The organism is Lacrimispora xylanisolvens, from assembly GCF_002934545.1.
In the GTDB taxonomy this organism is placed as follows: Bacteria; Bacillota; Clostridia; order Lachnospirales; family Lachnospiraceae; genus Lacrimispora; species Lacrimispora xylanisolvens.
Window position 1 is genome coordinate 148517 of sequence record NZ_PTJA01000004.1, and the last position, 19127, is coordinate 167643.

At 44.1% G+C, this 19127-nt stretch carries 18 protein-coding genes; all 18 read right to left on the reverse strand.

The window, feature by feature from the left end; all coding sequences use genetic code 11:
• Positions 1–298 precede the first annotated feature (298 nt).
• The 18 genes from BXY41_RS08715 to BXY41_RS08795 all read right to left on the reverse strand — a co-directional run bounded on the left by BXY41_RS08715 (position 299) and on the right by BXY41_RS08795 (position 18896).
• Complete coding sequence (locus tag BXY41_RS08715; protein WP_104436440.1) at positions 299–2299, reverse strand: glycoside hydrolase family 31 protein; 2001 nt, start codon at positions 2297–2299, stop codon at positions 299–301.
• 180 nt (positions 2300–2479) lie between these two features.
• Positions 2480–3442: an AraC family transcriptional regulator gene (locus BXY41_RS08720; RefSeq protein WP_104436441.1), complete on the reverse strand. Its 963-nt coding sequence runs from the start codon at positions 3440–3442 to the stop codon at positions 2480–2482.
• A gap of 83 nt (positions 3443–3525) precedes the next feature.
• Positions 3526–6294 carry a Spy0128 family protein gene (locus BXY41_RS08725; RefSeq protein WP_104436442.1) on the reverse strand — a complete coding sequence of 923 codons (2769 nt, stop codon included), beginning with the start codon at positions 6292–6294 and terminating at the stop codon, positions 3526–3528.
• Between the two features lie 30 nt (positions 6295–6324).
• Positions 6325–7566, reverse strand: a complete 1242-nt coding sequence (locus BXY41_RS08730) for an ABC transporter substrate-binding protein (RefSeq protein ID WP_104436443.1) — start codon at positions 7564–7566, stop codon at positions 6325–6327.
• 24 nt (positions 7567–7590) lie between these two features.
• The gene (locus tag BXY41_RS08735; RefSeq protein ID WP_104436444.1) at positions 7591–8160 is read right to left on the reverse strand and encodes a hypothetical protein; all 570 of its coding nucleotides are present in this window, start codon (positions 8158–8160) and stop codon (positions 7591–7593) included.
• Positions 8161–8187: 27 nt separating this feature from the next.
• The gene (locus BXY41_RS08740; RefSeq protein ID WP_104436445.1) at positions 8188–8736 is read right to left on the reverse strand and encodes a TadE/TadG family type IV pilus assembly protein; all 549 of its coding nucleotides are present in this window, start codon (positions 8734–8736) and stop codon (positions 8188–8190) included.
• Between the two features lie 23 nt (positions 8737–8759).
• Positions 8760–9281, reverse strand: coding sequence for a TadE family protein (locus BXY41_RS08745; RefSeq protein WP_207657060.1), 522 nt, complete (start codon positions 9279–9281; stop codon positions 8760–8762).
• Positions 9274–10833: a coiled-coil domain-containing protein gene (locus BXY41_RS08750; protein WP_104436446.1), complete on the reverse strand. Its 1560-nt coding sequence runs from the start codon at positions 10831–10833 to the stop codon at positions 9274–9276. Before BXY41_RS08750 ends, BXY41_RS08745 begins: the two co-directional genes overlap by 8 nt.
• Position 10834: 1 nt before the next feature.
• Positions 10835–11185, reverse strand: coding sequence for a DUF192 domain-containing protein (locus BXY41_RS08755; RefSeq protein ID WP_207657061.1), 351 nt, complete (start codon positions 11183–11185; stop codon positions 10835–10837).
• Between the two features lie 2 nt (positions 11186–11187).
• Positions 11188–12105 (reverse strand): type II secretion system F family protein, encoded by a 918-nt coding sequence (locus tag BXY41_RS08760; RefSeq protein ID WP_104436448.1) that lies wholly within the window; start codon positions 12103–12105, stop codon positions 11188–11190.
• Between the two features lie 20 nt (positions 12106–12125).
• Complete coding sequence (locus tag BXY41_RS08765) at positions 12126–13061, reverse strand: type II secretion system F family protein (protein WP_207657062.1); 936 nt, start codon at positions 13059–13061, stop codon at positions 12126–12128.
• Between the two features lie 2 nt (positions 13062–13063).
• Positions 13064–14422, reverse strand: coding sequence for a TadA family conjugal transfer-associated ATPase (locus tag BXY41_RS08770; RefSeq protein WP_104436449.1), 1359 nt, complete (start codon positions 14420–14422; stop codon positions 13064–13066).
• A 3-nt stretch (positions 14423–14425) separates the two neighbouring features.
• Positions 14426–15622: a CpaE/TadZ family protein gene (locus BXY41_RS08775; protein WP_104436774.1), complete on the reverse strand. Its 1197-nt coding sequence runs from the start codon at positions 15620–15622 to the stop codon at positions 14426–14428.
• 27 nt (positions 15623–15649) lie between these two features.
• On the reverse strand, positions 15650–16468 hold the full coding sequence (cpaB, locus tag BXY41_RS08780; RefSeq protein ID WP_170072291.1) for a Flp pilus assembly protein CpaB: 819 nt from the start codon (positions 16466–16468) through the stop codon (positions 15650–15652).
• Positions 16469–16586: 118 nt separating this feature from the next.
• A complete protein-coding gene (locus BXY41_RS08785) occupies positions 16587–16751 on the reverse strand; it encodes a Flp family type IVb pilin (protein ID WP_104436451.1) in 165 nt (54 codons plus the stop codon).
• A 113-nt stretch (positions 16752–16864) separates the two neighbouring features.
• Positions 16865–17026, reverse strand: a complete 162-nt coding sequence (locus BXY41_RS26715) for a Flp family type IVb pilin (RefSeq protein ID WP_170072292.1) — start codon at positions 17024–17026, stop codon at positions 16865–16867.
• A gap of 12 nt (positions 17027–17038) precedes the next feature.
• Entirely contained in the window at positions 17039–17716 is a 678-nt protein-coding gene (locus BXY41_RS08790) for a prepilin peptidase (RefSeq protein WP_170072293.1), read from the reverse strand.
• A gap of 292 nt (positions 17717–18008) precedes the next feature.
• Positions 18009–18896, reverse strand: a complete 888-nt coding sequence (locus BXY41_RS08795) for a tyrosine-type recombinase/integrase (protein ID WP_104436453.1) — start codon at positions 18894–18896, stop codon at positions 18009–18011.
• Positions 18897–19127 lie beyond the last annotated feature (231 nt).

The window sequence follows — 19127 nt, forward strand, 5'->3', positions numbered from 1 at the left end:
GCGCCAGTAATATGTAACCAAAACCAAAAATCAGAAAAAAGCCCCCTAAAACTTTAATCATTATTTTGGATTTGGCTGCCGGAAAAATTTCAAGAAATTTTTCATATGGCATAAATACCAGAAGCAATCCAATTACGATAAATGCAATTGCAGTAAAAATCCTATCTCCTCCCTTCCTGTTTCCATTGTGGTGATTATACTACAAAAGACTGCATTTTTTTCGTTCATGTAATATTTAGCGCTCTACATGTAATTTTTGGTAAAAAAAGGGGCTGATTGGGTACGGATTGGGTTGGATTTATATTTTTCCAATCAATTCTTTCTGACTTCCGTCACGAAGAAAAACAGGAATCTGATCAATACCGGCTGTCTGATGAACAATTTGTCCACCTTCGTATTTTGTTCCATCATAAATCAGGGTCCAGCCAGCTCCGCGTGGGAGATATACATCCCTTTCGTATGTATTCTCGTAAAGAATTGGCGCCACCAGAATATCGGAACCAAACATATACTGATCGGTCAGATCCCAGCACATCTCATCCTGGGGAAATTCATAGAACATGGTACGCATGACTGGTTTACCAAATTCATGGGCTTCATTCATTAATTTCCGCAAATAAGGCCGCATTGCTTCTCTGAACTGTATGTATTTTTCTAAAATAGGTGTGTTTACTTCTCCAAAGCTCCATATTTCATTATCTGCTCCTGTTGGCATTGATGGGGAACCGTCTGCGTGATTAACTGGCTTTGATGGACTCCGGTCGCCATGAAGCCGCATAACCGGACAGAACGTTCCCCACTGGAACCAGCGAACGAACAGCTGCTGGAAGGAAGGATCTGTGGGATCTCCGCCCATGAATCCTCCGATGTCAGTTGTCCACCAGGGAATTCCGGCTATTCCCATATTCAGACCTGCACAAAGCTGTTCTCTAAACGTCTTCCAATCGCTGTGGATATCCCCGGACCATACCAGTGCGCCATAGCGCTGGCTGCCTGCCCAGGCGCAACGCAGCAGATTAACCGCTGTATCCATACCGGAAGCAATCTGACCATCATAGAAAGTTTTTGCATAGAGCTGGGGATAAATATTTCCGATCTGATTAACAGGTCCCATATAATAGCGGTAATTGTCATACTCATATGTGGAAAATTCAGGCTCGGCCTCATCAAGCCAGAAGGTTTTAATCCCGTAATCATAATAATTCTTTCTGCATAAGTTCCATACATATTCTCTGGTTTTTGGATTGGTCGCATCAAAAAATGCATTCTCCCCCTGGAACCGCATTGCAATGGGAACTCCGCGTTCTGATTTTACAAGCAGTCCTTTCTGTTTCATTTCCTCATAATTTTCACTGGTTAAGTTCACCTGAGGCCAGATGGAAACCATCAGCTCCATTCCGTAACTGTTTAGTTCCTCTACCATTGCTTTTGGATCGGGGAAATCATTTTCATCAAAACGGTAGTCCCCACACTTCGGCCAGTGATAGAAATCAACCACGATCACATCTACCGGAATCCCTCTTTTATGATATTCTCTGGCAACGCTTAAAAGTTCTTCCTGATTCCAGTATCTTAACTTGCACTGCCAGAATCCAAGACCATGTTCCGGCATGGGAGGAGGTGTTCCGGTGGCTTTGGCATAGGCTCCCACGATTTCTTCCGGGGTATCCCCTGCGGTGATCCAGTAATCCATCTGCCTGGTGCTTTCTGCATACCACTGGGTAATGTTCTTTCCGAAGGAGGCGGTTCCCACTGCAGGGTTGTGCCAGAAAAAGCCATATCCTTTATCAGAAAGTACAAAGGGAACAGATGCCTGGGAGTTTCTATGGGCAAGTTCTAAAATGCAGTTCTTCACGTTTAAGACTTCCTGCTGATACTGCCCCATTCCGTACAGCCGTTCCGACTGGTCGGATGCAAATGTTACCGTCAGCTCATAGTCACCTCCCAGTCTGGGTTTGAAATTTCTGGTCTTTTTATTAAGGGCACCCCCGGCTTTTTCTTCCTCCAGAAGCAGTTCTCCCTTCTGGTTAAAAAAACTTACCCTGCATCTTTTGTGCCAGTCGTCTACTGATAACACTGCAGTGATTTTTCCGTTGGTAATTGAGCCGTTAAACTCATCTTTTATTATGATTGCGGCTGTTGTAAATGGTGCTGAGAGAAGTGCGTAATCCGTATCTTTAATATCCCCCATCATCACGGCTCGCACCCGCAGGGAATTTGTTCCCCACGGCTCGATACGAAGGGTTTCCCCGTCATTTTCAAAAATAATAGTTCCCTGGTCTTCTCTGATATAATTCATGCCTGTTTTACCCCTTTCTATCGGATACATACTATTATTTTAGTTGTATGCACATGAAGTTACCCTGTTTTTATTGACCTCTTTTATTAAAAAAGTAACTTTATTGGAGACGGGATAATAAAGGAGAGAGGCTCCGTAAATGATTGGAGCTCCTCTCCTTGTGGGATAGGTGCAGTATGATTAAATATTAACTTCGTTCCGGTATCTTGTAGGAATCATATGATAATGCTTCTTAAAACTGACTGTAAAGTAATTGGAATTGGAAAAGCCGGTGCGGATTGCAATCTCTTCCATCCCAAGGTGTGTGGTGCGAACCAGATTCTCAGCTTCCCGCAGCCGCACATGAGTCAGGTACTCATGAAAGGTCATGTGAAATGCATGTTTAAAGTAGCGGCAAAAATACCCCTTGCTCATGGAAACGTGCTTTGCTGCGTCACTTAGATTGATTCTGTTTGTGTAATTTTCTATTATGTAATGATTGATGTTTTTCATAAACAGGCCGATTCCTGCATCAGTCTGTTCCTGGGTTTGTGTTATTTTTCCGCTTTTTATTACTTCATAGAAGAATTCCAATACTCTGGCTTTTAAGAGCAGTTCAAATCCTTTTTGGCCATTTTCATATATAGCGTAAGCTTCATTTAAAAGCTGATACTGTCTTTCACTCTCCTGCTGTTGGGATGACAGAAAAATATAAGGTCCGGTTGTTACGGAAAATAGGGGGTCAATGTAATTTTGCCTGATGACATCATTTTCCATACTGCCTACGAACTCATAGCTGAATAGGATTGTCCGGTAAATGAGGTCTTCTTTTAGAAAATCATTGGAGCCGTGGATTCTGTCTGGGCGTATTAACAGAACGTCTCCTGCACGGACTTGAATCTCTTCATTTTCTATGCTGATTCTGGCAGTTCCTTTACATACCCAGAATAGTTCCAGTTCCCTGTGACAATGGAAATATAGGGGAGGCTCCTGACCCAGACCAACCAGACCTCCAAAGTTCTCTCCGTTCATAATGTAGGTGTGAAAGGTTTTTCCTTCCCTTAGCCTGATATCGGTTTCGTGGGTGCTGAATGGGAAGAAGGCGTTTCCGTGCTGGATCGGCTCTTTGTATTTTGATCTTCTGGTTGATTCCATGGAGTCCATCTGGTTTGTCACCTCCCCCTTTCTTTTTTTATACTTCAATCGATATAACCGTTTAAATAATTATAACATAGCTTTGTGGTTTATTACCAGATCCCTCCCCGGATCTGATAGGAATTATAAAAAGTTTTATCATCGGGATATTCCACTGTTGTGACTAAATTCCCCGTACCATCATCTTTTACCAGTACTGTAACGGTTATGATTTTGCTGTCATAATTCATATACAGAATGGGTTCAGAAGGTTTTATTTCCCGGATCTGATAAGTATGTTCGCCAGGCTCCTCATAGGACTTTATAAAGCCAACAGTCCCATCTGCCCTGTTTTCAGATTTTTGTACGTCACCAGTCTCCATGTCCTTAAGTTCAAATTCAAACAGTCCGGCGGTGAGCTGCATTCCGGTCAGTACCTTTTTTACTTCGATCGTCGCCGATTCCGTCTGATAAGTAAAACTATTTTTAAATACCTGATCGGGCCAATAGGAAACTTCTGCCTTCAGCTTGCCGCCGCTATCCGTCACCAGAACTTTTGCCGTGATGGTTTTTAAATCATACGTAATATTCGGATCGGCAGGAATGGGAACAGACTCCCGGATCAGATACGTGTAGGTTCCTTGTTTTGTAAATGTGAGCGGAGAGAAACTGATTTTACCGGAACCATCATTGGTCACTGTCTCCACTCCCTCATTGTTTCCGTTAAGAAGCCGGAACTGGAACATCCCTTTCTTTAAGGTTCTTCCCAGAAGCTTTTTCTGAGCGCTCAGGCTTACCGATACCGGCTGTGGTTCGTAATGATTTACGAAGGAAACATCTGCCGGATAACGGACCTGGACTTTTAGTTCATCTCCTGATCTTACAGCCTCTGCCTCCACCTGAATGGTTTTTGTATCGTATACCATGCCCGGTATTTTATTTTGGGGAATGATCTCCTTTACATGATAGAGAAAAACCCCCGGTTTTTTCAGTTCCACATCCGGAAAGGTAATATTGCCTTCTCCATCATTAAAAGCTGTTGAAACAGGAATTTCTTTCCCTTCGGAAATCCTGCTGATCTCAAACTGGAAACTGCCTGCTTCCAGTGTCATACCTGTCAGAATCTTTTTTAATTGAATTTCAGCTTTAACAGGTTCCGGTTCAACGACCTGAACCACCGGCTTATTGTAAGCATACTCAGCTTTACCGCTTTTTCCATATGAATAGGTAAGTCCGGCCTTTGAATTGGAGTAAAATCCTGGCATTCCCGAACTGGTGCCGTTGCCGGGATAATCCGTGCCGGAATCTCCCGTATGGGGATAGCTTTGGTTTGAATCGTAGGAATCCATTGCTTTGTCTGAGGCGCGTACATTAAAAGATACAACATAACGGCTGGCCGGCAGTGTTCCGCTTAACAGTTTTATATTGATCCCTGCGTTTTCAAAGCCTGCCGTATAATCACTGCCATCGGACAGATATTCCGGCTGTGCGCTTCCGCTCTGGCGCATCACCTTTAGGTCTCCCATATAATCAACGTACTCAGAAAGCTGATCATTGATTGTCACATCGTAAAATGAATTGCTGATTTGTGATAAGAACCGGTTGAATGCATTGCTGATTTGCTCCGCGCTGGCTGCCTGTACCATATATTTTTCTATATTGGTATTTACCATCTGGGTAATGGTCTGCAGAGTCGATGCACCTCCGGTACTGCTGCCCATGAAAATAGAGTAAAACCGGTCAACACCCTGCATCCGCCTGGCCGCATCCGCAGCGTAAACCGTTCCCACCTCTGTATAAACGGAATACCCCAGTGCCTGTGCAGCAGGTGTCGCTGCGGTAGGCTGCCCATCGGTGATGAAAAACACCACCTGCTCGGCTCCCGGTGAGGAAATCCCTCCGATCAGTTCAGATGCCTGATTCATGGATTGGTAGTAATTTGTTCCGCCTTCTAATCCCCCTGGAAGAGCCAGGGAATTGATAGTCTGAAGCAGACTGTTCCTGTCTGTACTTCCGGAAACCACAAGATTGGAATTCGTTCCGAAGGTGATGATGGAAAAGCGGTTATCCGGATTTTCTGAAAGAGTTGATACTGCATTGTATACCGTCTGTTTCATGACCTGGAACCTGGTCTGGCCTCCCATCGATTCTTCCATGGAGTTACTGACATCCAAAACAAAAATGATATCTGATTTTTTTGCTTCCTCTTCCCTGCTGGTGGTTAAATCCAGATAAATCCGATAATTATTAACCCCATGGGCATCTGTATCCGGATTTCCGGCACCGTCGCCGAGATAATCGATCACTTTCTTATGTTCCGGCTCCGGAACTTCCTCTGGCGGTACTTCATCAATATCAGGATTATATTTAAAATGAAGGGTAACCCTGACCTCGGCAGCATTACCACCGATCGAAATCCAGTTATAGGCCTGGAGAGCAAATGGATTGGAAGCGTTTCCGGTTCCGTTATAGGTATAGGCGCTTACGTTCTTGCCATATTCTACGGAGACAAGACTCAAATGGGAATCGGTATATCCATTTGCCCCAAACCAGACCGTATTGCAGTTTATGCCTGAAGATTTTCCGGAGAACTTTACGGTTGATGTAAAGCCGTTTTTCACAGTTACCACTCCTGTTTCATATCCGGATGGATAATAAGCCGGATAGCTGCTGGTTTTTGACATCTGATAGATCCGTTTTGCGTCGTATCTGGAATTGATCTGTCCGGCCTGATTTGGATAATCAGCAGAATTATCTATAACGGTAGTTACATAAACCGTCAAGGGCTGGGCAGAAGCTGCCAGGGTCTTTTCAGGACTAAGAAACAATCCCAAAAGTGCCAGCAGCATGACCGGCAGCCCTTTTCTTATAATTTTTAACATTGCTTTTACCTCCGCATACTACTTTACCTGCTAATTTTTCAGTTTTTTGATCCACTCTGTTAAAAAACCTTCCGGATCCGTGACTTTACCTGAAAAAATCAAATCTAAATTCTCGGCACATAACGTTCTGTCTTCCTGTGACATGGTCTGAAAAAACGGGAAATACACTTCCTTTTTTCCGCTTACCAGTTCGTATGCCTGCCTGATTTCCTTATCATCCGGCTTTATGCCTTTTACAGCCGGAAGCATCCCAAACTCCGTTGAAAATGCCAGCTGATTCTTTTTGGTAAGAAAATAAGAAAGGAATTTTTTTGCTTCCTTCACTGATTTTCCCTTTTTTGCAGCTCCGTACATATGATTTGCCTTCCAGACTCCTGCATTTGTGTAATCCTCTCCCGGCAGCGCGAACCACCCAAAGGAGGATGACATGCGCTCATTCAATACGTCAATGTCATCTGTGGTGCCGCAGATCATGGCGTATTTGTTCTGTGCAAAATTTTCTAACAGAGCCTGATGTCCCTTTACACAATTTTCCTTATCCAGTGATAATTCCATTGCGACTCCAATCAGATCGTAATAGCCGGTATTTTTATCCAGCAGCTTTTTAAAATCCTGTTTTTCCGGCTTTCTCCCGTCCAGACTCTTTCCGTTAGCCAGAATTCCGGATGTAAAATCAAAAGAATCAAACAACCCTTCCTCCGTCAGCGACATGGCAAACGGCTGACAGGAAGACTGTTTTAATATGGCACAGTTTGTCACAAAATCCGAAAGTGTTTCCGGAACAACAAGCTGATTCTGTTCATAAATATCTTTGTTGTAAAAAATCACCGGAAGACTGCCGGCTGCAGGAAGGGCATAAGCCTTCTCTTTTCCTGATGTGTCTATAAGAAATTCCTCTTCACTGCCTGCAGGGATCAGATCTGCATAGGTCAGCGCTTCAAGCTTTTTGCTGTCTATAAATTCAGCCAGACTTTCAGGAGGAATGGCAAATACATCTGCAGTTTCACCCTCTGCAGCAGCTTCCATCCACTCCTTCGTATAAGTTTCATAGGGAACCAGCCTGATATTTATTTTTACTCCATCATTCTCCCTGGCATATTCCGATGCAATTTTCTCATAAAATTCTTCATGCCCGGTGTCCCAATGCCAAAATGTAAGTGTACACTCCCTGACTGAATTCTCTTTAAAAACAAAGCCGCTCTTTTTGCATGCGGTGAGAATACACGCCGCTGCAATCAGAAAAACGGCAGCTGAAAAAACCTTCTTTTGCATTTTAAATTACCTCATATTTATCCGTTACCAGTCAGCCGGTAAATCTGCACTGTCATACCCGAAGCTTCCGTCAGGCTGGCTGGTATAAGAACCATTGTAGCTGGAAACCGGTAAAGCAGGATGCCATATGACATCCGAAATCCCTTCTCCGTATGTCTCCCCTCCGTCGAAATAGACGGTAATGGTAGTTGTATCAGCTCCGAAAATCTTTAAAAATGTATAAGAATATTCTTCGCTGAGCTGTGTCCGTATTTTGTAATACCGGTAATTGGTCTCCGGTGTATCTTCTTTAAAATAAACCTTCACTGTTCCATCAAAATGATTCCTTCTTATGGCATCTTCTATCATGGTAAAGCTGTCCTTCCCCGGATTATCGGAATATCGGATGGAATCCTGGAACGTAAATCTGTCTTCTTTCACAAGCTGGCATAGATTCATCAGTGCATTGCGCTTTAAATAAATGAGCCCCAGATCCATGGATATCCCGATAAAAAAAATCAGGACGGTCAGGCTTCCGGCGAAAAGCAGCAGAATATTTCCATCTTCCCGGCCAAAACAGGCAAACTTTTTTTTCCACCTGGTTTTACATTTCATGCTATCCTCCCTTTTTATACTCCAAAGCTACTCAGATCTGTGCTGGGTGGATACGACCCGGATGCAGCTTAATTTTTTTTCCTTTGTCACCCTGGATCCAAAAACCTGCCGCCCCAAAAAGGTAAGAGGGTATATATCATAGGACAGGGTGGCATTTAAATCCATATAGCGGGTACGGCTGATTGCCGTTATGGTGTCAGCCGGTGTCCGTCCTGGCACCGAAAAGGGCTTTTCCACATTTTTCATTACTGCCTTTGCATCACTGACTGTTAAATTCTCCGGTAAAAAGCCCCAGAAGCTGGCTTCTTTTATTCTTTCCACCAAAGGGTCTGACACCGTATTTCCGGTATAGACAGCGCTGGATGGGCAGGTATTAAGAGGATCTGAGTCCCCGAAATCGGATGCCTGCACAGACCAGCTGGAATACTGGTAACTCTGATCGAAAACAGTCTGCTGGTATGTAATCCAGCCCACTTCGATTATGAAAAGAATGATCATAATAAAAATAGGAAAGACCAGTGCAAATTCTACCATTCCCTGCCCGTTATCCTGTTTCAAACTCAGAAAACATTTCATACATTTTCCTCCTCCCGTCCGTACTATGGAGTATAGCCGCTTATATAAATATCACGGGAATAAACAGGTGTTTTCACTTTATATGTATTGCCCAGAAAAAACGTTCCCCAAAAGGTTACTGCAGGGCGCTCATAAGAAAGCTGCAGCTGTACCTCAGTATACTCATAACTGCCGGGGCGCACTTCAAACTGGCTGCCAAAATCAGATGGATTGGCCAGATCACTGGAATAAACGTAATAACTGTAATCGTTCTTTTGGCTGCTTCCTGTGTTCAGTTCCTCAATCGTAACCTTGGAAGGATCCAGCCGTTCGGTGAAATTCTGCATAATGATCTGTGTCAGCTTATTGCTCACTGTTCCCGAAGAAATATCAGAATAGTCCAGACGGCTGATACATTCGCTGGCAGCACTGCTTAATGTCATCTTTGTATTCATGCAGATAAAGAAATCCACAGGAGCAGTAAAGAGCAGCACTATAATAGGAAGAATCAGGGCAAATTCCAGGATTGACTGCCCGTTTTCATTCATTCCGTTAAAGTCAGCCAATGTTCTTTACCTCCCGGGTCTTCTCGGCATATTCTCCTTCCATCACAGAGAACAATCCCCTGGCTTTCTGCATGGCCTTGTCACAGGTAAACAGCTCCGGGTCAGAATTCTCCCTTTCTGCGCTGGCAGAGGGCTGCTTTTCCGGCAATACACCCCGTTTTTCCCGTTCCACGGGTAACGATACTTTTTTCTGCAGCTCCATCCCTTTCTCCAGCTGCATATTTCTGGATTTCAGCTCCTCGATCTGGGCCATCAGGCCTCTCTGAATGTCCAGCAGTTCCACATTCTGTAGTTTCAGTGCTGCCTGTTCCCCAATGGCTTTTTTAAGGGTATCCCGTTCCTGGGTGGTTCGCTCCATATAAAGGTTCATGCTTTCAGACTGAGTTTCCATCTGTTCCATTATCATCTGAATCGTTTCTTTTAAGGAATCTATGGTATCTTTTAATTTTTGATTTTCCTGGCGGGTCAGTATGGTTCCCTGCTCTTGCCCCTGATAATGATTTAAAAGCATGTCCTTTTCTTCAATCTGCTGTTCCTGTCTTTTTATCCGGGATGCGTTTTCCTCATAATTCTTATATAAAACGTCAACCTTTTCTTCCAGTTCCTTTTTATAGTTCTCCTGTTCTTCGTACTGCTTCTTTAAGTCATCAAGCCTTTTCTCCCATTTTTCCTTTTCAGCCGTCAAAGCCAGCTGCTCCAGTTTTTCCCGCTCGGCTATGAAAGCCTGGTGTTCCAGCTTTTCCTTTTCAGCTGACAGGATCTGCTGTTCCAGTTTTTCCCGTTCAGCAATTAAGGCCTGCTGCTCCCATTTTCCCCTTTCTGACATCAGGTTTTGCTGCTCCCGCTCTTCCTTTCGTGCCTGGCGTTCCTGTTCTAACGCTATGGTGTTTTCTTCCAGCTTCATGAGAAGATTTTCATATTTTTGTTCAGCCTCCTCTTTCTGCCGAAGCATTTCTTCCATATCCGGCTGAGGCCGGCCCAGGGAAACCTTCAGCAGGTTCTCCTCCATATCCTTCATCTTTGCCTTAAGAGCTTCATAATCGTGCTGATAGTTTGATAATTGTCCATTTAACCGGATAATATCCTGTTCTTTTTGGGAGATCTCTTCCTCATACATTTCTTTCTGCAGCTGCATTTCTTCATAATCGGAATGCTGGTTCTCCCATTCTTCCAATTTTGCTGCTGACAGCCTTGCTTCCTGCAATGCCCGTTCCTTTCGCGCGATTGCATCGGAAAGCTTTTCCTCCGCTGTGTTTAATTGCTCCCGAAGCACCTGGCATTCCTGGGTCACACTGACCTTTTCAGCGGTCAGCTCACGGATCTGCTGCTCCAGCTGCTCCTTTATCAGCATCAGATTATTCCTCATATCCAGAGCATATTCTTCCACACTCTTTTTGGTATACCCTCCGACCACTGTTGTCTGGAGCTTTGCAGCAAGCTCGGTCTGAATATTCTTACCGGTCAGACCTTCCATGCCGTCAGGAAGCATGCCCCCCATTTGTCCGGCGTTTCCTTCTTCCTGTCCGAAATCATTTAACTGATTGTAATTCATCTTACGACCTCCTTTCTTCAATAGAACTGATAAACAGCTGTTTTTCGGTCTTTAACTTTCTTGCGGCGCCTTTATTTAATTCCAATATCTTTCTGGTTCCTTTCACATGGCTTCCCAGCCGCCATGGATAAACGGTTTCCCTTTTTAAAACCATATTACCATGGTCCAGGTATACCACATCGATGGGAAAGTGCATAAAGCATGTATGAATACGGGAACAGGAATCTAAAAGCAGAGCACTCCCCTCCTGCAACTCCCTGCAAAACATCAGCCCCAGCAGTCTTTTTATGAAGGTATCGGCGATTTCCGCCTTCACATTGAAACCATGTTCCCCTTCTATCAGAACGATCATAATTACATACCTCCAAACATTTCCATAATTGACATGACTGCAGGTCCCAAAAGTACAATAAAGATGACAGGAAATATGAACAGCACCATGGGAAGCAGAATCTTAACAGACAATTTCTGTGCCTTTTCCTCTACATTCTGTTTATGAGTCTGCCGGATTGCAGACGCCTGGATGGAGAGGATGTTCTGCATGGAGGATCCCATTTCATCGGCCTGGACCACAGCAGTGACAAAGGTCCGGATCTCCATATTTTCACACCGGTCTGCAAATCCATTCAGGGCATCCTTTCTCCGGCGGCCCAGGGAAATTTCCCTCTGGGTAACATCCAGTTCGTCGATGAGGGGACCACTGGATTTCTCCACCACATATCCCAGGGCCTGGTCAAAGCCCAGTCCCGCCGAAACACTGACACTTAATAAATCCATCATTTCCGGAAGCTGATGATATAGTTGTGCTTTCCGTTTTTTTATTTTGCTCTTCAAATGAAAACGGCTTACCACGATTCCGGCATAAAGGCCAAGTGCGCCATAAAGGACCGCCTGTAAAATGCCTCCTGTCCTTCCGTATAAAGCTCCCAAACCAATGCAGACTGCTGTAAAAAAGGCAACTGACGCGCTGTAGTTTTGGGATTTCATATGAATGCCTGCCTGTCTGAGCTGCTGCTCCATTCTCTCCAGAGCGGCAGGATTTTTAGGGGCAAATACGGAAAATATGGTAAGGATGCGATTAAAAACCGGTCTCATGATCCGGTCTGCGATGGAAACCTCCAGTTCCCCCGCTTCTCTCTGCCGTTTTCCCATTTCCTCCACAGATTTTAAGCGGCTGTTCAAAGCAAGGGTTTTAGAAAAAGCGGCTGAGAAACATAGATCAACAAAAAAATAAGTAAAAACTGCACCGGCTATGGCTGTCAGAAATATCATTTTTTCTTCTCCTGATTTCATCAAAACTTAATATCTACGATTTTATTGATTATTAAGAAGCCAAAAATCTCCATTCCTCCGCCAAGCAGCAGCAGAAAACGTCCTGGCAGAGATGAAAACAACGGCGAAATATATTCCGGATTGGCAAACGAAAGAGCAAGCAGCAGAAGGACCGGAAGTGCACCAATCACCTGTCCTGTGATCCTGCCCTGTGCGGTCAGTGTCTTTATGGTTCGCTTAATTGTCAGTCTGTCCCGAATCGTCTGGGAAATAATATCCAGTATTTCTGCCAGATTTCCCCCCACTCTCTGCTGGATAATAACAGCTGTTGTGAGCAGCTTTAAATCATCACTCTTCATTCGATCAGCTACGATCAGAAAAGACTGTTCCAGTTCCGCTCCAAGCTTTAACTCCCTGACAATTGTGTTCAGTTCCCCGCCAATGGGATCGGCTAAATCCCCAGAAACATTCTCCAGTGCCTGCTCAAAGGAAAAACCGGCTCTTAAACCATTGGAAAGCACCATCAGCGCATCCCCTAACTGAGCCTCAAACATGGAACGCTGTTTCGCAGCCGCTATTTTCAGAAAGAAAGGGGGAACAACCAGTCCGATAAGAAAAAGCCCCATGCACTGAATCAAATTCGGAGCAAACGCAAACAAAAGCATGGCAGGTGCAAAGATAAGAAGGAACCAGATCATGATAAATTCCTCCGGACGCAGTCTGATTCCGGATAAGCTGACTTCTTCTTTCAGCTTCTTTGAAATATGTATGAAACGTAAAAGCTGTCTGTCTTTTTTTTCTTCTCCGGCAGACGATACTCCTGTCTCGTTTTTCACCTCGCTTAAATCACTTAATCTCTGATTGATCTGCAGCTGTTTATTTAACAGAAACTCCAGTATTATCTCAATGGCACAATAGCAAAATAACGCCGCTGAAGCCAGACAAACCATTTCCATTGTTACCTCCGTTCTGCAAGGAACCAGTCATCCCTGCAATAGCCTCCATTTTCTCTGATCTTATCAAGAATCTTCGGATGAATTCCCGTAGGTTCAAACTTCCCTGCAATTTTTCCGTTCCCATCCGTACCGTTCTGGCGGAAACTGAAAATATCCTGCATGGTAACGGTATCACCCTCCATTCCGACCACCTCCGATATATTGATAATTTTTCTGCTTCCATCCCGTAAACGGGACTGATGCACGATTAAGTCAATGGCTGAGGTAATCTGCTCTCTGATGGCTTTTGCAGGCAATTCCATTCCTGACATTAAAACCATTGTTTCCAGACGGGATACCACATCTCTGGAGGAATTTGCGTGTACCGTAGTCAGGGAACCGTCATGACCTGTATTCATGGCCTGAAGCATATCCAGCGTCTCACCGGACCGGACCTCTCCCACAATAATCCGGTCCGGACGCATTCTAAGTGCATTCTTCACCAGATCCCGGATAGAAACAATTCCTTTTCCTTCAATATTGCTTGGACGCCCTTCCAGAGTTACCACATGATCCTGTTTCAGCTGGAGCTCAGCCGCGTCCTCGATAGTCACAATTCTTTCACTGTCAGGAATATAACCTGATAATACATTTAACAGTGTGGTTTTTCCTGAACCGGTTCCTCCTGAAACAATGATGTTGCAGCGTCCCTTAACTGCTGCCTCCAGAAATCCCGCCATCTGGGAAGACAGGGAACCGTATCCTATTAAGTCTCCAATCTTAAGGGGGGTGGAAGAAAATTTTCTGATTGTGATGGAGGGACCTTTTAAAGCGATGGGCGGAATGATGGCATTTACACGGGAACCGTCTGCCAGGCGGGCATCCACCATGGGGGTGGCTTCATCACACCGTCTTCCCACAGATGAAACGATCCGGTTGATTACCTTTAACACATGGGCATCATCCCGGAAGCTGGCAGGTGTCTGTTCCAGTCTTCCTCCCCGTTCTATGTATATCTGTCTTGCACTGTTCACCATGATTTCAGAAATAGAATCATCCCGCAGGAGCGGCTCTAAGGGTCCCAGTCCCATGACATCATCATGAATTTCCTGGGCAAGCTTTGATTCTTCCAGACGGGTCAGGCTCTCCTCCTGTCTGGCAATGGCCTGATGGATGATTTCCATAACATCAATGGACCTTCCACTGGCATTATCCGAGAATCGGTCATTGTATTCCCGTATTACCTCCTGGTGAACCGTCTGCTTTAATTTGTCATAATTTTTATCCGTTCTGTTTCCCGGCTCCGCACTTGAAGCGCTGAATGCCTTTGAAGCAGAATGGTTTGTTTCCTTTGGCTGACCCAGACGTGATACCCACTCCATCGCTTATACAGTCTCCTTTCCTTTTTGAAAGAATGACATACGCTTCTTCTTCCTGCTTTTTACACTTCTGTAACCTTCGTTCATTCCTTCCAGCCGTTCTGCCATATTGGAAATTTCTTTACAAATTTTACTTTTCGGATACGATAAGACTAGAGGCTGCCCCTGATTTGCCGCTGCCACCGCCGCTTTCTCATCATAGGGAATGGAACCCCACACCGGTGTGCCAAGCACCCGGGAAACATCGTTGTCTGAAATTCCGTATCCACAGCACTTTCCAACAATCAGTCTGATTTTCTGTTTATCCGTCAGTTCTGCCAGCACCTGCAGACTTTTCTTCGCATTATGGAGCGCGGGCACATCTTTTCCAGTTACAAATAAAACAGAGGAGGCACAGTCAATGCAGCTTGCTGATGTATCATCAAAGCCCGAGACTGCATCGACGATAACATAGTCATAGTAAACCCGAAGCGCGGCGATGATGCTCTCCGCCTGCCTTGCAGTAATAGAAGCCCCATATTCCGGGCTGTGGGGATTGGGAAGAAAGTTCACTCCGGAAAGATGAAGAGACAAAAACTGCCGGATTGTATCCACGTTAGGATTGCTCTGTTCCTGTATCAGTTCCAGAATTGTATTTCTGGGATTCATACCAAGCAGGCTTCCCACATCTCCGGACTGAAAGTCATAATCCAGAATAACCACTTTATTGTTTTTCTGTGCCAGCTTAATTGACAGATTTACAGCCAGAGTTGTCTTTCCCACTCCAGCCTTTGGTCCAAAGACCATAATCACTTTTGATTTGGAAGACTTGGCTCCGGTATTCTCCAGTGCCAGAATTCGGTTTGATTCATTGCTGTAGATTCCTTTTAATTCTGCAATCAGATTAATTGGCTCTATCGTTTCATGCAGAATATAGTGGACTCCGGACTGCAGGATCTTATACATCAGATCGCTGTTTTCCAGATCTGAGAGCACAATCGGAACGGAGCGCGGGCGCAGCAGATAAATCTGCTGGCAGGACCGCAGGGCCATGGGCGAAGTATCCGTAATCAGAATCAGATCCGGCATCGTCCGGTTTATCTCATTCAGAACCTGATTCTCATCCACCACATATCCGACTATGGAGATCTCCTCGTCTTTTATCTGCGTTTTGATCTGTGAACATTTCTCCGGTATTCCCAGGAGCAGAACTTTAATTTTCACAAGCTGATTCCCCTTTCCCAAAGAAAACTAATTTCCTTCATAATTCTTAAGTACTGATCCACGGGGTTCTTTAACAACATTGCTGTCCTCCTGCGGTCTGAGTGCCAGCTGAATTTTCCCTTCCCCGCTCTTCATAAGGGCAATCTGTGCTGCCTGGGAGGGGGTCACCTCCAATGTGACGCTTACGTATTCCTCGTCTTTATAATCTTTGTTGCTGTCAAAGGAAAATGAGTTACCAAGTGCTGCAACCTTAATATTCTGCAGGGCAATGACAGAGAATTCATTTCCTATGGAATCATTTACAATCTGGGCATTGGCCGGATTCTGGGGACCCATAATCCTCTCCATGGCCAGTCCTGCCGGAATCGCTTCTTCACTCCCCTGCGCTGAGGATTTCAAAGTGCCTGTAAAAATAACGTCCACGTAATTTCCAACTCTGAGATTATTGGAAACTCCCTGTTCTAAATCCGTATTTATGGATACCGCCCGTTTTCCATCCTCCAGTCTGGAGGAAAGTCCAAGAACTTCAGCTTTGTCATCTGCAAGCCTCCGGTCAGTCAGCATTTCATCCTGAAAAACATTTGTCAAACATACCTTACCCACTACTTCCTCCGGCTTCCTGTAATAGCCCTTTGTTTCTTCATCAACCAGTACCTTTTTAAGCTTTATCATATCCTTCGTCAGTGTTGTGTAGGGACTCAGATCCTGCGCCGCAACGACCACTTCAATTTTCTGCCCGTCTGCCTGAGTCTGGGACTGATGGTTCACTGTCGTTACAAGCATCCGGTACCCGGCTATGAACACAAGGAATGCCACTGTCAATGCAATCAAACGAATTTTTTTCACCTTAATTCCTCCCTGGTATTACACCTCATTACAATTCAAGACGAGGCTCGCAGATGTTCACTGAATATTCGCCTCGTCTTTATATAAGCAACAGCCGGTTTGATTTTTTATCCCTTTTTTACGGCATTGAAGTATTTATCTTATCAAATGTACCCTGAACCTTACCACCAAGTGCCTGTAATCCAACAATAACTGCAACAGCGATCAGTGCGAGAATTAAACCATATTCCACCATTCCCTGTCCGCTTTCCTCAGAAACAAATTTATCCCAAAGTTTTTTCATATTTTTCACCTCCCCATCTTCTGTGTATTTAGAATTAATATAAACTTCATTATACCAATTTCCATATTTTATCTTTCATATGTTCTAATCAAACCGGCTGGTTACTACAAATATTACGGAAACACAGGAAGCAGACTGTTCTGAATCAGATTAAAAATCTTAACCGCTGCCTCTGACATATTTCCGAAGGTAATCACGGCCACGATCACAACTGCTGCAAACAGAGCTGCATATTCTACCATTGCCTGTCCATTTTCAGATCTTAAGCGTTCCATATTCTCCTCATTTTATAAAATAGTGGTTGAAATGTACGGCCAGAGCAATGCGATCAGAAAGCCCGCCATGATATGTCCGCACATGGGAAATGTACTGTCCCGGACTAAAAAACCATATTTCATGCCTGCCAGACAATAAAATCCGATCACACAAGCCATTCCGGTCAGAAAGTAAAAGACTCCGGGAAATCCCACCGTTATTCCGATAACCATGGCGAGCTTTACGTCTCCCATTCCTACTCCGGCAGTTCCTTTCCTTACATAGGTGAACAGCATTGTCAGACCAAAGATAACAACAACCAGTACCACTGCTCCGGCGGAACCAAAAAGTCCTCCCAGGCCGTCTGAATGAATACGGTATGTAATACCTGCTGCCAGAATCACCCACAGCATTTCATTGGCGATAATTCTTATTAATCTGTCCACAAAGATACCGAAAGCTGCAATATAGCAGATGAACACCGTAAATATGGCCTGATCAAACGGTAATAAAAAGCAGGACAATCCTGTAACGCCTGTCGTAAAAATAAGACTGAAGCCTTTCCACCGGAGACCGGGGATTTTTAACGGCCTCGGATATCCTTTTCGCCCGCATTTATAACAGGCAAAGGAATATGACAACTCCGGCATAAAATAACCAACCAGACTGCTCATGCCGGTTAAAACGGCAGTACCTAAAATTCCATTCATTTTCTCCCCCATGTTCCTGATCTTATAAGGTATATATGCTTATATAATGACTCGCTTATGGTCAGTTACAACAGAATACCTCTTTTGTTGTAAATAAAAGAAAATATAACCAGAGGTGGGCCTTTTATAAAAAAAAGAAGGACACCGCAAACAGGCTGGGGATTTTTTCACAACTCCAGCCTGTTTGCGCTATCCAAATTCAACAAATTTATACAAATTACCTAGTTTATTAAAATAATTGTAGACTTTTAAGCATTTATGTAGTATATTAAAGAATAGATTCGACTTGTTTTTACAACAAAAGAGGTATTCCGTTGTATTGTGTGACAAATAGATCCAATTGCTCCAGTATTTTTAAATGTGCATGACCACTTTCTTTTGTGTAAATACGGGTGGTATTCACGTCACTGTGTCCCAATATATCTGCAAGTCTCGATAAATCTTTCTCCATCGTATAAAAGGTTCTGGCAAACAAATGACGAAGGTTATGAGGAAATATCTTTTCTTCAGCAACTCCGGCCTGTCTTCCCAACGCTTTCATTTCCCTCCAGATATTGCTTCTGTCAATCGCTTTTCCATTACGGGTAATAAATATCTTACCGGATATAATATGCCGCTTCTTTGCGTATTCTGTTAATGCTTCGCATAATTGGCGGGTAAGAATGACGGTTCGGATCCTTCCCTTGCATTCAACCTCTGCCACACCGCTTCTCACTGCTTCAAGGGTAATAAAGGGCAGTTCGGAAATCCGGATACCACTGGCGCAGATCGTCTGCAGGATCATGGCCAGACGTTCATTTTTGTTTTCCTGTGCTGCTTTTACCAGCCTTTTATATTCGCCTTTATTCAGCTCCTTTTGCTCTGTACAGAACACACTTCTGCTGATCTTATAAAATCTGACCCGGCAATCCGGCCAGCCGCTGTATTTAAAAAATCCATTGACTGCAGCCAACGCTCCGTTGGCAGTCACAGGAGAAAACCTTTTCCGCAGCTGGGCTTTCCATAAGATTACCAGCTCTTTGTTTATGCTCCTCCCCTCCAGAAAGTATGAAAATTGTTCCAGATAATACCGATATTTTTGAATGGTAACCTGGCTCTTTTCCTGGCAGTACAGCCATTTGCAGTATTCTTCAATTACGCCTTCTGTTATAGTTCTTACTTCTCTCTGATTCTCTTTCATATTTCCCTCCATAGTCTGCTATTGACATAATTCAGAATTGAAATTGTTTTATGTAATTCAGTATCTGAAGATTATATCACTTATATGCAATATCGAATAATTTTTGTGATTCAGATAGCAGATAATATGTTTTTGCATAAAATATGATTGGTTATTCATTAAAGTAGACGATAACTTACAAGGTTTCCCATCATTGTCTTAAGCACGCACAAGGAGAGGAGCTCCGTAAAT